Raw genomic sequence first — 15,613 nt, forward strand, 5'->3', positions numbered from 1 at the left:
AATAAATAAAAAGAAAAACACCATGAAGAGATCTACTCATCTATTAATTGCAAGCGTATTGGCAGGATGTATCACTTCCTGTTCATCAGGAAAGCGAATCGCCCAACATCGGATAGTAACTAATCCGATGAATCTGAACTACCGGTTTCAACCGAAAGACGAATCGCGTCGGGAAGCTGCTGATCCGGTATTGGAGTATTTTAAAGGCTATTATTATTTATTTGCGTCCAAGTCCGGTGGATATTGGCGCTCTGAAGATCTGGCCGACTGGGAATATGTTCCTTGTACGACTATCCCCACATTGGAAGATTATGCTCCTACCATTCTTCCAATAGGAGATACGCTCTATTTTACTACTTCCAGTGGGAAAACACAGATTTTCAAAAATGCCCATCCGGAAAAAGATACTTGGGAGGCTGTAGATACCAAACTGACCTACCGGCTTCACGACCCGGCTTTCTATAGTGATGAGGACGGTAAGGTGTATATGTATTGGGGGTGTTCGGATAAGGACCCGATTATGGGGGTGGAAGTAGATCCGAAAGACGGTTTTCGTGCGTTGGGTGAAGCCAAAGCACTGATCGCGCATCATGGAGACAAGTATGGCTGGGAAGTTCCCGGAAAGAATAATGAAGAACCGCGTCAGGGATGGAACGAAGGACCTTGTATGCTGAAATATGAAGGACGTTACTATTTGCAATATGCGGCTCCGGGTACTCAATATCGTATCTATGGCGATGGAATCTATGTAGGAGATACTCCTTTGGGGCCTTTTGAATATGTGGAAGACAATCCGTTCTCATTTAAACCGGGAGGCTTTATCGGTGGGGCAGGACACGGACATACTTTTCGGGATAAGTATGGAAACTACTGGCACGTAGCTTCCATGATCATTTCCGTTCGTCATATGTTTGAACGGCGGTTGGGACTTTTCCCGGTTGCTGTATCCAGTCGCAACGGTATATATGCTCACACAGTCTGGTCGGATTATCCTTTCTATATTCCTAACCGGAAAGTTGATTTTGATAAAACAGATTTGAGTATGGGATGGAATCTGCTTTCATACCGGAAACCGGTACAGGCTTCTTCGTCTCTTGCCGGCTATGAACCGGGCAATGCAAATGATGAACAGATTGAAACATGGTGGGCTGCTCAAACCGGAAAAAAGGGCGAATGGTTGCAGGTTGATTTGGAGACTCCAATGTTGGTAAATAGTATACACGTGAATTTTGCCGATCATCACTTCAAGGTTTTCGCACCACACCCTCCCGTTGTTTATCAATTTTTTATCGAAGGTTCGGCAGATGGGAAAAAATGGATGAATTTGTTTGATGAAACAGAGAATGGAAAAGATGAGCCTCATCGCCTGTTTACGTTGGATAAACCCGTGAAGGTCCGTTATTTGAGAATTTGTAACGCTAAAGAGATGGATGGGTGCTTCTCTTTATCCGGTTTCCGTGTATTTGGTAAAGGAGAAGGTGCTGCTCCTTCTAAGGTGACAGGCTTCCGGGCAATCCGGGATTCGGAGGATAAACGAATGTACCGTTTCACTTGGGATGCACAAGAAGGGGCTACCGGATACGTGTTACGGTGGGGAACACAGAAAGATAAGTTAACGCACGCAGTGACGGTATTTGACAATCAATATGAAGCCCGTTACTTTAACAGAGACTCGGAATATTATTTCTCGATAACGGCATTTAATGAGAATGGTAATTAGTGAAATGAAAGGTCGTTCTTCATGGAAAAAAGGTTCTGGGATAGCTCCGGAACTGACAGCTCCCCAACCCGGCAAATGGGAAAAAGTAAAGATTAAAATCCCTTCTGCAATCAATGTCAATGACTGGGGAAGAGGTAGCAAGGTTGGAGCAGGGACACCACGACCGTATACACCGAGTTCGGTCTATTTCCCTAGCTATCCGGAACATTGGGTATATATCCGCATGGGATGGTTGTGTCGTAACTTTCGTATTCCTGCCTCTCATGGCCTGAAACAGGAAGACCTTCCCAAAGATTTGAATAAACCGTTGATTGTAGGCGAATCCGGGGCTACTTATTACGGGCGTCCCCATCGACTATATCCTTTTTCCGGAGAAAGAGCTTACCAATCTTATGAGGGGCGTAGTGAAACCCTGGCCATTGATGTGTATCAGAATGTAAAACAGATGGCTATCCCTTATCTTTCCTATTATTCTCCCTCCGAAGTCTGTTGGTTCGGATTGGAACACATGAATTTGGGATACCATGATTTTAGTCGTCTGCCGAATTTATCAGATGGTATATTTGCCGGTAAAGCCTATGAAGAAGGAAAGCCGGGGTATCAATACGAACGCATCCCTCCTTATGTGACGACTTTCAACCCGGGATTGGATCCTTTACTTCCTTTATATAAACCTTTGCCCATGTTCAATGCACTGAAAGCCGCACTCAAAGGCAGTGAATGGACTACATTCGAAGAAGTAAAACATCCGGTGAAACCGGAATATCCTTCTCCTGTTTATCCTGTTGCCTGTCTGATTGGACAGCCTCGTCCGGATTTAATGGATTTCATAACCAAAGCCGGTTTGGGGTTAACAGACCAGCCGAAAAAAGCAAACTTATGGATCATAGATGCCGAATCGGTGACAGCCGAAGATTTGCAGCGCATACAACCAGCTTTGAAAAAATGGAAAAAGAAAGGGGGAATGGTACTGGCATTGAGCATCGGACAGAAATTGAGTGATGACTTCTGTCACTGGTTGCCGGAGAAAGTAAAACTGACCGACCGCAGAGCTACGGCTTTAGAGATGAACAGAAATACTTCCTGGGGAAATTATTTTGAACTCCCCGATTTGTATTTTAGTGAGATGGAGGGTGACCGCTACATCTTAAAACAGGGATTATCCGGAGCATTGACCGAAAAGGGGAATATCGTATTAAAAGCCTCCCGTACAGACTGGAGCTTGTTCAATACGTCTCCCGAACATTGGAAGTGTGCGCAGGTCGTATTATGTGAAGCATTGCAGAAACCCGGGGGAGCAGCTTTAGTGACTTATCCTCTACAAGAGAATGTAAATCTGGTGTTGTCTGTGATTGACTATCGTTTACAGACGAAAGAAACGAATGTCTCCTGGAATTCCATGATGCGTGTAATGGGAATTGCAACATACGGAGCCGACTTCAATTCTCATGATGTAAAGAACAAGAAACATGGTTTGTTGATGGACGGCCCTGTAGATTAGAAAGTGGGAAAGTGATTCCGGAGCAAGTGCTACGAACAATTATAAAAGAAAATATGATAGAAAAATGGTGATAATGAACAGGTATAAAAAGATTTTGTTGGCAGGTACTTTATCTGTGATGTCTTGCTCATTGATACATGCGCAAGAGTTGTATAAGAATGAAAACGCTCCTGTGCACGAACGGGTGGCAGATTTACTTTCCCGCCTGACAGTGGAGGAAAAGATTAGTTTGCTGCGTGCTACTTCTCCCGGTATTCCTCGTTTGGGCATTGATAAATACTATCATGGCAATGAGGCATTGCATGGAGTAGTCCGTCCGGGACGTTTCACTGTATTTCCGCAAGCTATCGGACTGGCAGCTACCTGGAACCCTGAGTTACAAAAACGGGTGGCTACTGTGATTTCGGATGAGGCGCGTGCCCGTTGGAATGAACTCGATCAGGGGAGAGAGCAAAAAGAGCAGTTTAGTGATGTACTGACCTTTTGGTCACCTACGGTGAATATGGCACGTGATCCCCGTTGGGGACGTACCCCGGAAACGTATGGGGAAGATCCTTTTCTAAGCGGAGTGATGGGAACGGCTTTTGTGAAAGGCTTGCAAGGAGATGATCCGCGTTATTTGAAGATTGTTTCCACTCCCAAGCATTTTGCTGCCAATAACGAAGAACATAACCGTTTTGTCTGTAATCCGCAAATCTCGGAAAAGCAACTGCGCGAATATTATTTCCCGGCTTTCGAAATGTGTGTGAAGGAAGGAAAGGCAGCTTCTATCATGGCTGCTTACAATGCGTTGAACGATGTGCCTTGTACACTAAATGCCTGGCTGCTGAAAAAAGTGTTGCGTCAGGACTGGGGATTTCAGGGATATGTCGTTTCCGATTGTGGGGGACCTTCTTTATTGGTAAACGCCCATAAGTATGTAAAGACGAAAGAGGCGGCTGCCACTCTATCCATTCAGGCTGGATTGGATTTGGAATGTGGAGATGATGTCTATGACGAATATCTGTTGAATGCTTACAAACAATACATGGTATCGGATGCCGATATCGATTCGGCTGCCTGCCATGTGTTGACAGCGCGTATGAAACTGGGACTTTTTGATGGAACTGAACGAAATCCGTATACCAGAATCTCTCCGTCGGTGATTGGCTCGAAAGAGCATCAACAGATTGCTTTGGATGCAGCCCGGGAGTGCATTGTTTTATTGAAGAATAAGAATAATATACTTCCATTGAATGTTAATAAGGTGAAGTCAATAGCCGTGGTAGGTATCAATGCCGGTAAATGTGAGTTTGGTGATTATAGCGGTGCGCCGGTAGTAGATCCGGTTTCCATTTTGCAAGGTATAAAAGACAGGGCAAGCGATCAAGTGAAAGTAGTGTATGCACCCTGGAAATCTGCTGCCGACGGCTTGGAACTGATTCAAGGAGAAAACTTTCCGGAAGGATTGAAAGCAGAATATTTTGAAAACACTGCATTGGAGGGTACGCCTAAAGTACGTAAAGAAGGTTGGATTAATTTTGAGCCTGCCAATCAGGCGCCCGATCCTTTTCTTCCTAAATCTCCGCTTTCCGTTCGTTGGACGGGAAAGTTGAGACCGACTATCTCCGGTCGTTATACTTTTAGTTTTACTTCCGACGATGGTTGTCGTTTGAGTATTGACAACCAGTTGTTGATTGACGCCTGGTCGGCTCATGCGGTATCTACAGACTCTGCTTCCATCTATCTTGAAGCGGGGAAAGATTATCAGTTAAAAGCGGAATACTATGATAACCGGGATTATGCTATCGCAAAATTACAATGGAAAGTGCCGCAGGTAGGAAAAGCGACCCGTCTCGATTTGTATGGGGAGGCCGGAAAAGCAGTCCGCGAATGTGAAACGGTCGTTGCTGTGATGGGAATCAATAAGTCAATAGAACGTGAAGGACAGGACCGGTACGATATTCAGCTTCCGGCAGACCAAAGAGAGTTCTTGCAGGAAATCTATAAAGTAAATCCGAATATAATCGTTGTATTGGTAGCAGGAAGCTCACTGGCTGTCAACTGGATGAACGAACATATTCCTGCCATCGTAAATGCCTGGTATCCGGGTGAACAGGGAGGAACAGCCGTTGCCGACGTATTATTTGGTGACTACAATCCAGCCGGGCGTTTGCCGCTCACTTATTATAAATCTCTGGATGAATTGCCTGCTTTCGATGATTACGATATAACCAAAGGGCGTACTTACAAATATTTTAAAGGAGACGTTCTTTATCCTTTTGGTTACGGACTTAGTTATTCTTCTTTCAAATACAGCGATTTGAAAGTAAAAGACGGTGCAAATACCGTCAGCGTTTCTTTCCGCTTGAAGAATACCGGCAAGAGGAAAGGGGATGAAGTGGCACAGGTTTATGTGCGGATTCCGGAAACCGGAGGTGTCGTTCCGATTAAAGAGTTGAAAGGTTTCCGGCGTATTCCTTTAAAATCAGGAGAGAGCCGTGTGGTGGAAATCGAACTCGATAAAGAGCAACTTCGTTATTGGGATGCAAGATTGGGACAATTCATCGTTCCCCAAGGTGCGTTCGACATTATGGTCGGTGCTTCCTCTAAAGATATTCGTCTGCAAACTGTCATTAATTTATAGATTGTATCATAGTTGTTGAGGCTGTGTAAAGGGTAATCGATGTATTAACTGTACCTTTTACACAGCCCGACTTTTAATTTATTGTATTATGAAAAACAAGTATTTGCGGTGTATAAACGCACTATTCTTATGCTGCCTGATGGCGGAAACAACAATGGCTGCCCGTTTCCAACAGCCACCCCTGAAAGCTACTTACAACAAACCCGCAAAAGTGTGGGAAAGCGAAGCATTGCCTATCGGTAACGGTTATATGGGCGCTATGATCTTCGGAGGTGTGGAAGTAGATGTTATTCAGACAAATGAACATACTTTGTGGTCAGGAGGTCCTGGCGAAGATCCGTCTTATAACGGAGGGCATTTGGGAACCCCGGAAACGAATAAAAGTTATCTTCATAAAACCCGTGTGCTGTTACAGCAGAAGATGAATGATTTTACTGCAAATCATTCCGCTTATATTGACGCAGACGGAAAATTGATTACCCATAATTATGAGGGGGATGGTAACGGTACGGAACTACGAAACCTCATAGATAAACTGGCGGGAACTAAAGAGCATTTCGGCTCTTTTCAAACATTGAGCAATATCATTGTAGAGGTTGTAAATCCGGCTACCTCCGAACCTGCCTATTCTGACTATACTCGGACGCTGGATATCGACAATGCCATTCATCGGGTAACTTATAAAGAGGGAGGAATAACCTTCAAACGGGAGTATTTTATGAGTTATCCGGACAATATCATGGTGATGCGTCTGACATCGGATTCGAAGAAAGGAAAGATTTCACGTATGATATCTTTGGAGTCATTGCATACCGACAAGGTCATCCGGGCTTTGAACAATACGATTACCCTGACAGGATATCCTACTCCGATGAGTGGTGACAAGCGTGTAGGAGATCATTGGAAGAATGGATTGAAATACGCCCAGCAACTATTAGTGAAACATACAGGCGGAAAGATTACGGTAGTAGACGGGAAGAAATTGAAGATAGAAGATGCCAAAGAAATCATCGTATTGATGTCGGCTGCAACGAACTATGTGCAATGCATGGACGATTCTTATCATTATTTCTCTGGAGAAGAACCGCTGGATAAAGTGAAGGCTACGCTGAAAAAGGCGACCAATAAAAAATACACCACTTTATTGGCTACCCACGAGAAAGATTACCATTCGTTGTATGACAGAATGAAACTGAATCTGGGCAATCCGCCGGGAATACCCGTTACAACTACGGACAGCCTGTTGAAGGGCATGGATGCCCATACCAACTCGGAATCCGAAAATCAATACTTGGAAATGTTGTATTTCCAATTTGGTCGTTATCTATTGATTTCTTCTTCAAGAGAAGGTTCTCTGCCTGCCAATTTGCAAGGTGTGTGGGGAGAAAGACTTTCCAATCCCTGGAATTCCGACTATCACACCAATATCAATGTGCAGATGAATTATTGGCCTACGCAGCCTACTAATCTATCCCGTTGCCACCTGCCTATGGTAGAATATGTAAAGAGCCTCGTACCACGCGGAAAATATACGGCACAACAATATTATTGCAAGCCCGATGGCGGAAATGTACGTGGATGGGTGACGCATCATGAAAATAATATTTGGGGTAATACGGCTCCGGCCAAGAAAGACACTCCCCATCATTTTCCGGCAGGAGCTATTTGGATGTGCCAGGATATTTGGGAATATTACCAGTTTAATCTCGACAAGGACTTTTTAGAAGCGTATTATGATGTCATGCTCCAAGCGGCTCTTTTCTGGGTGGATAACCTTTGGACGGATGAGCGGGACGGTACTTTGGTGGCAAACCCCTCACATTCTCCCGAGCATGGTGAGTTTTCATTAGGTTGCTCCACCTCACAAGCTATGATAGCAGAGATGTTCGATATGATGATAAAAGCCAGCAAGGTGTTAGGTAAGGATAAAGAACCGGAGATTGCAGAAATAGAGACTGCAATGAACAAACTTTCCGGTCCGAATATAGGATTGGGCGGACAATTGATGGAGTGGAAGGACGAAGTGACGAAAGACGTTACCGGAGACGGTGGGCACAGACATACGAACCATCTTTTCTGGCTGCATCCGGGCTCGCAGATTGTGATCGGAAGGAGCGAAGAAGATGATAAATATGCAAATGCCATGAAAGTGACATTGAATACCCGTGGAGACGAGGGCACAGGCTGGAGTAAAGCGTGGAAACTAAATTTCTGGGCCCGTTTGCATGATGGTAACCGTTCTCATGCATTATTGCGGAGTGCAATGAAACTGACTGTTCCCCAAGGCCGTTTCGGTGGTGTATATACCAACCTTTTTGACGCGCATCCGCCTTTCCAGATTGATGGAAACTTTGGTTGTACAGCCGGGATTGCGGAAATGTTGATGCAGAGTCAGGGAGGATATATCGAGTTGCTTCCCGCTTTGCCCGATGTATGGAAAGACGGTGCGTTCAAAGGGATGAAAGCCAGGGGAAACTTTGAAGTGGATGTAACCTGGAAAGAAGGGAAAATCACTTCGATTGAAATACTTTCTAATGCAGGTGCAGAGTGTATGCTTAAATATCCGGATGCAAAGAGTCTGAAAGTTTCCGGTGCTAAGGTAAGAGTACTCGCTGACGACCGGATTGCTTTTGATACTGTTAAAGGTAAGAGATATACGATCAGATGAATATTGCACAATGCGATATTCGTTTTACAACGATTATTTCCTTTCTGAAATAAAAAAGAGAGGACGAAAGTCCGAAAGACTTTAAAACGAAAACTCCCCCTCACGGCAAAGTAAGAGGGAGTTTATTCATTCAAAACCTTTCGGACATTTGTCCTCTCTTTTATTTCTGTTTTCTACCTTATTCCTATTTGTTGGTAGTCAGGCAATTAATCATATTCACTACTAACTTACCAGCTACCGGATCTGTCGTTGCCTTTTCCGTACACATGGTAGAGATCATTGCTTCTCCCTTTCCGTCAGCTATTTGTAACATCGTCAGTCCACGCATAGATTCTATTCGTTCGATGCGGTCTTCCGGTTTTCCACCATCAATGTAAGCATGAATTTTCATCTGTCCTGCCAGTTCCGTCACGTTCTTGTGGCGATGGACTTTCAGAGTAGCGGTACATGCTTGCGGAATTTCCCGTTTATTGTTGTTGAAATAGCGTAATTCCAATACATCGATGTCATTGAACACCGGAGCATCATTGCGTTCCATAATTACGATATCGCCTTCTGTCGGGATAATCCAGCCCGTGATATATTCAGGATATATAGCTTTGACGGCTTCCTTACTGTTGAGGAAGAGTAGCTTTCCACCTTTTGACTGATAAGCACGGATCAGCTCCTTTTCTTCGTCAGTGCAGGCTGTCAGACCGGAGATAACGCAAAGGTCAGCTTTCAGTTTGCTGTTGAGCAATTCTTTTATGGAAGAAATCGGTTGATAATTGATGTTCAGGAAGTCAAATACCATTTTCGTGTTATCTTTATCCAATAATACAATCTTTTTGTTTGGGTCTACCTGACCTACATTCCACTCTTTATTAGTGAGCAACAACTCATATTCATTGGCAGAAATTGGCAGACCGTTCTCTGTGAGTTTTAATACCAGTTTGGCTTTTGTCTTGTCGGCAGGCAGATTGGCCGGCAACTGAATATCAGGTTCGGCATAGTATCGCGCATAATGTTTCACAGCCGGAATCTTTTCACTGCCGCTTGCCAGGCACTTTCCGCTTTCATCTTGTATTTCCCAGCGAAGCAGGGACGGTTGCAGATCCGTACCGTCTTCACGGTCATTGACCACATAGATGCGTGTAGGCAGTTTCTCACCTGCGTACAAGTTGCGTCCCCACAATTCTGCACTAACCAATACAGGTTGTAAAGCCCGTTTCAAAGCATAGTAGGTGGGGTACGGTTCAATGTTCTGATAATCGTATGTCTGACGGAACCATGTCATCAATGCAAAGTGCATAATACCCGAAGCCTGGTCGTTGGAGCGACGAAGCGTTTCGGCCAGTTCACCCGTGATGAATGCTTGTACTTTCAGGAAGGAAGCTGGGTCTGCCCAGTCATAAGATTCATAACCGATCAGTGTATAAGGATTTTGGTGGATGAGCTGATAGGAGCGGGTAGGATGCCCCGTTTCATTATTGGGATAACCTGTAGACATCTCCTGACTGATAAGCGGACGGTCGGTTACCTTGAACTGTTTTTGGAATTCTCCATTGAAGAAACGGAAAACCGAGTAGTCATACCAATTGTAATAACCGTGCATATCGTCAATGTCGCCATCATCGATGCTGCTCATAAAGTCAGCACCGAATTTCTTATCCTTGCCTTTGGCCTGATAGTTGGAGTCGAAGCAGATAGGACGGGTAGGGTCGATGCGACGCATCTCTTTCACTACATCCGAAATAATACGGTATTTCTCTTTGGCACGTTCCAGATTGCTGTCATTGTCGTAGAACTTCATTTCATTGTTCACTGTCCAGAAGAGCAGTGAAGGGTGATTGCGATATTTTTTCAGCAATCCTAAAAACTCGTTACGCCATATTTCAATCAGACGCTGGTCTGGAATTGGAGTGGAATGAATCATCAACCACGACCATGTGCCTTCGAATGAAACACCGATACCGTTACGGTCGGCAGCTGTCATCCAGCGTTTGTTCCACGGAGTGGTGTGTGTACGGGTTACGTCGATGTTTCCGGCTTTCATCAGTTGCATGAAAGTATTGGCCAGATTTTCATCATTAGGTGCCAGTGCGAAAGGAATGTGGTTTCCGCCGCGCAACCAGTATTTATTACCGTTCAGGTAGAAAAGTCCGTCTTTCACCTCAAAAGTACGGAATCCGGAAGTTTCTGTCAGACAGTCCAGTTCTGTTCCTTTATCTGCTACCAGGCGGAATTTGAAATCGTACAGGTTGGGATGCTGCGGTGTCCATAAGCGAGGTTTCAAATCGCTGATCGTATAGGTTTCCATGCGCTCTTCATCTGCATTGAGATTCAGTTTCCGTATGGATAATCCCGAATAGAGTACAGCACCGGTTTCTTTGTCGATGATATCCGTATAAAGGTCGAACTGTTTCTTTTTACTACCATGGTTCTTTAGGGTTACATCGAAGGTAGCGCCATTCAGGGTCGGTTTGATAAAGACATCTTCCACTTTTGCGGGGTCGGTAATCGTCAGCTTTACCGGTTGCCAGATTCCGGCAGGTTCGTCACCATAAAAACCATGAGGAATTTCTTTCAGCAGAGCATCTTTGTTCACTTCCACTTTGGCATCTTCCTGCTCACTTTCACGTACGGAAGAATAGAAGAAATCGATGGCATTTGCCGATTCCGATGCGCTTCCATCCATTTTGCGTGTCACTTTTACGGTAATCAGGTTCTTACCGGGTTTCAGCAAATGGCTGCCGTCTACCTGAATTTCACCGAACATGCCGAGATGTGAAGTGGCTAATGTTCCGTTGATATAGATTTCGGCAATTTTGGAGACCGCGTCGAAGGTCAGTGTCATATTTTTGCCTTCCACATTGGCAGGCAGTTCCAGCCATTGACGGTACCAGGCATATTTCACCCGGCGATAATCGAATGTATAGTTTTCACAGCGGTCGGTTTCCTGTTGGTAGTAGGTGTCCGACACACCTTTGGGTTGTGCACCGGTAGGAGAGGGCATCGTTTCGCCATGCAGCCAGATACGGATTGGTGTCCAGAAGTTAGGAACGGACATGATGTGCCAGTCCTGGTCGTTCGTTTGTACCGAAACAGCCTTATCCTTGTTGTCCAGTTGATAGTCGGGCATAAAGAGCCAGTTGCCATCCAGCGTGATGTCTGTGCGGCTGCCGGTGAGCGCTGCCAGTTTGGCGGAAGTATAGGAAGCCCGTTCCTGGCGGCGTTTGTTTTCTTTCTCCGCAGGAGTGGCCTTCTTTTGATATTCTGCCACTTTCACGTTTTTCAGTGCATTGTCTGCCATCGGAGTAACGGTGAGGTCATCAAATTCAGTTTCTATCCATCCTCCACCCAGAGCAACTTCACCTGATGGTACCAGGTCGGCATTCTTGTCTACAAGATCAATATGTGGTTGTTTCTCGTCGTTGAGGAATATGCGGATACGGTTGCCGCAAACTTCTACTTTTACACGATACCACTCTCCCGGTACAGGATGGAAACCTAACGGGCGGACTCCCATAAATTCGTCCGTACCCATATATCCGGTGCGCATCAGGTAAAGATCATCTTGCAGTCCGCCTTTGATACCTACCACATAACGGTCGAAACGGTTGTAATTGCGGAAGCTCGCCCATATCTGCACCTGTTCGGCATTTTTAGGGGCACGGGCTTTGAAAGAAAAGGAGTAGTTTTTCCATTCGGGATGACCGAATACGGCATAAGCGCCTTTCGAACGGAATACATTGTCGGCAATACTGCATGTTCCCCGACCCACCACTTTCAATGTTTCTCCGGCATTGGAGAAGTCGTTTGTCCATGTAGCATTGCTTTGTGCTTGTCCGTTCATGCAGAGGACGCTGCACGCACAAGCCAGAAATACTTTGCTGATTCTATTCATGATATTACAAGTTAATAATAATTTTGGTATAAAAGTACGGTTCGACAATAAATATTAGAATGAAGTACCGCTTAATGTACACTTAATATGTGCTTAATTGTCTTTGCTCTTGTTTTTCGTTGATTAATTTTGTATCTTTATAGGTTTCTCTTTCTTTTTAAATTGCTGTTCACCTTATAAAGTGACAAATAGCACTTTATAAGGTGACATTTGTCTTACTATAAGATGACTATGGTCCCGTTGCAATATGACAACTATGCCGTTGCATAAACTCCTCTAGTTTTATGCATAGAAAATCCTAAATCTATGCACAGAAAAAACTAAATCTCTGCATTGAAAAACTAAATGTTGCAATGAATTTGACATAAATGCCATGTGAAAAATAAAAAGAACCATGCCAAAAAACGAAGATTACAAGCTTACGATTTAGTGGCATGGCTATTTATAGATTAGTTTTTGTTCAATATCATAACGATACTCTATTATGAATAGGTTCCGGAATTATCCTTCGATGATTCTGAAGAACATATTCTGACTGGAGTAGTCGCTGATAAAGGTAAACTTGAATTGGAAGTTAGTAGTGGTCGGAACAATTTTCAATGTGAAAGATTGTTCTTCGCTGTTTACGTCCAATGTGCTACTCGTTTCATTTCCTTGTGGCTCTAAAACCAAAGAATAGTTTTGTTTGCAGAAATATTTCTTGCAATAGTCAGTCATCACAATCTTGTTTCCGGCAGAGTCATATTTCAGCAATACAGGCAACTTGGTACCAGTAAGACCGGTCGGACCGCCATATACGTCCCAAGAACAACCATTCGTCCAGAAAGCATGATTCTTAAAATAGTTCCCCAAGTAGTATTTCTTGCCTACTTCCAAGTCTGCCATTTTTGTCTTCGTGTCATCACCGGTGATTTCAGAAACTTTAATTTCATAGTCTTTGCTTACAACTCCTGTTGCATTCGGTTGTTTATCACTACCCATGTAAATTGTATGCTCTCCCGGTTGGCGTACAGGGTCTTTGATGTACCACTGTTCATTACCTTCGGATTTCACCTCTCCCTTTCCGGCATTGAATGTCCACGAGAACTTGAGGCCGTTGTCAGCTTCATTCATTTCATTGATCTTCTTGTCATTGAAATTAAGCTGGAATAACTGCATGTGCGGGCTGTTACGAACCAGTGTGAGTGTGTAATTGGCAGCATCCCATATTACATTATTGGCATCCCATCTTTCTTTTACTTTTGTATTCTGATCGTTTTTGTTCAACGTGATGGTGAATTCTGCATCGGCAGGTTTGAAGTTATATAACGTTTTGCGCAGATCCACATTAGTAAAGTGATAACCTTCCGTTTCATCATATACACCCGGAATTGTATATCTTTCGCCCAAACGTATGGACGGTGTTTCATTGTTGATACCAGCCTTACCGTAAATCATGATATTCAATTCAGGTTTCTTTGTCGGAGCTTCTACTACGTACTTCGAAGTTACATTACCTATATACAATCCCACTTCTTTTTCATTGAGTGTGAAAGCTGCTTTGTCTGTCCCCTCGTCATTCATAGCGAACAGGTTAGCACCATCTATACCTTCAGTTTGAGGACCTACCAATAGATAATTAGCCTTTTGAGCCGCATCATAGTAAAGACATACTTCACCATTAGCCAACTCGGTTTCTTGTGTAATCGTTGCGAGATTTGTAGTCATAGGGATTGTTTCCCAGCTGCCACCGTTAAGTTGAGTACCCAGTTTCCATGCTTTAGATGCAGTAACACCCATATTTTCCAATGTGGTTTGAGCATTGTGCACTTTGATGACTTTGGTACCTTTATAAAGACTTTCGATATTGCTCAACAGTTCTGTTACACCTGTCAGTCCAATACCATTTTTAGCAGTCGATTCATCTTGTGAGTAAATCAATACTTCTTTAGAGAATTCTTCTTCGGCAACAGTATAAGTCACTTTCACTTTACCTGATTTGTTGGCAGCTTTAGCGGTTAACACACCTTTATCTGTTACTTCGAATGTGTTATTTGGGTTCTCTGTCAACTCATAAGTTGTTTCAATAGCCAATTCACCGAATCCCAGTTCGTCTACAAACTTCACTTCTCCGCTTTCGCCGAATCCCCAGCCTATTGTTTTAGCAAGGTCGAGACTTTCGGTGCTGATGAATTTCAGAGATTCCGAGTCCTGATAAAGCGTACGTGTTTCACGATAAGCAAACAGACCGTTGCTGGCGCTGTAAGAAGTCGGTTTCACTACGAAATAATTGGAACTGGTAGTGGTCTTGTCCAATGTGATTTCCAACACTGCACCGTAGTATGGGGCTGTCATGTTGCTTGGAGTCAGTTCTACGGTCAGGAGGCCGTTTTCGTCCAGTTTCTTATTGGTATTTACCAACAGTTGAGGCACTTCCGCACGTGTCAGTTTCAATTCGTGGATATCCGCGCACTGGAAGTCTGCTTCGGACAAGTCGATGTCTTTAGGCAGAATCTTGAACTTGGCGGTAGCTGTATGGGCAGTAACCACTTTACCTAGTTTGTTAGTATAGCTGGCTGCTTCCAGGAACTCGTCTTCCTCAAAAACAAATTGTTTTTGGAAGAGGATAGAGCTGATACCGCTGAAACCACCGCCCTGTACGGGGAGGATATAGTTTTCACCGTAGATATAGACAGAGAGCGTCTTATTCTCTTTGTTCTCTGCCAGAATCGGAGTGTCTTTATCAGCTGTGATGGTGGTTTGCACCAGTCCTTCTGTTTTTTGGATGTAGATGTAACCGTTACTCTTGTCGTAGTATAACTGGTCTTTATCTGTTCCGGGGATTTCCTGTTCAGTGCCGAATGTCAACACCTTGTACCAGCCTGCACCTTTGTCTTTGGTGTATCTCCATGTACCTTCTTCCACCTTGAACTGGTAGAAAGGAGTCGCTTTATTGGAAGCCTGTACATATAATTCGTCTCCGTTGCTTAATACAATTGTGTATTGTGATTGGTCTTCACTGGGATACCAGCTCTGTACTGTCAGATTGGCGTTCAATGCAGCCTCAATCTTTTCTTTGAATCTATCCATGTCAGATTCAACCGTGCTGATACGGTTGTTCAGTCCTTCAATATCCGAGTCGTAATCCTTACAGGAAACAACTCCTGTTCCTAATGAAAACAACAGTGCTCCATAGAGAAAACTGTTTAATACTCTTTTGTTCATCATAGGTA

The 15,613-nt window shown here is 44.0% G+C and carries 6 protein-coding genes; 4 read left to right on the plus strand and 2 right to left on the minus strand.

Annotated features, from left to right (window positions below; all coding sequences use genetic code 11):
- Positions 1-22: 22 nt before the first annotated feature.
- The 4 genes from AAHJ11_RS19500 (at position 23) to AAHJ11_RS19515 (ending at position 8,515) form a co-directional block, all read left to right on the plus strand.
- Entirely contained in the window at positions 23-1,720 is a 1,698-nt protein-coding gene (locus AAHJ11_RS19500) for a family 43 glycosylhydrolase (RefSeq protein ID WP_148364640.1), read from the plus strand.
- A complete protein-coding gene (locus AAHJ11_RS19505) occupies positions 1,704-3,221 on the plus strand; it encodes a hypothetical protein (RefSeq protein ID WP_320974925.1) in 1,518 nt (505 codons plus the stop codon). The genes AAHJ11_RS19500 and AAHJ11_RS19505 overlap by 17 nt, the downstream gene beginning before the upstream one ends.
- Before the next feature lie 64 nt (positions 3,222-3,285).
- The gene (locus AAHJ11_RS19510) at positions 3,286-5,847 is read left to right on the plus strand and encodes a glycoside hydrolase family 3 C-terminal domain-containing protein (protein WP_148364643.1); all 2,562 of its coding nucleotides are present in this window, start codon (positions 3,286-3,288) and stop codon (positions 5,845-5,847) included.
- An 88-nt stretch (positions 5,848-5,935) separates the two neighbouring features.
- Positions 5,936-8,515 carry a glycosyl hydrolase family 95 catalytic domain-containing protein gene (locus AAHJ11_RS19515; protein ID WP_148364644.1) on the plus strand — a complete coding sequence of 860 codons (2,580 nt, stop codon included), beginning with the start codon at positions 5,936-5,938 and terminating at the stop codon, positions 8,513-8,515.
- 184 nt (positions 8,516-8,699) lie between these two features.
- Here AAHJ11_RS19515 and AAHJ11_RS19520 read toward each other — a convergent pair whose 3' ends face one another.
- Both AAHJ11_RS19520 and AAHJ11_RS19525 read right to left on the minus strand, forming a co-directional pair.
- Positions 8,700-12,401 (minus strand): glycoside hydrolase family 2 TIM barrel-domain containing protein, encoded by a 3,702-nt coding sequence (locus AAHJ11_RS19520; RefSeq protein WP_320974926.1) that lies wholly within the window; start codon positions 12,399-12,401, stop codon positions 8,700-8,702.
- 501 nt (positions 12,402-12,902) lie between these two features.
- A complete protein-coding gene (locus AAHJ11_RS19525) occupies positions 12,903-15,608 on the minus strand; it encodes a hypothetical protein (RefSeq protein ID WP_195649710.1) in 2,706 nt (901 codons plus the stop codon).
- Between the last annotated feature and the right edge of the window lie 5 nt (positions 15,609-15,613).

It is taken from the genome of Bacteroides sp. 90-K9/2 (assembly GCF_047310725.1).
In the GTDB taxonomy this organism is placed as follows: Bacteria; Bacteroidota; Bacteroidia; order Bacteroidales; family Bacteroidaceae; genus Bacteroides; species Bacteroides vicugnae.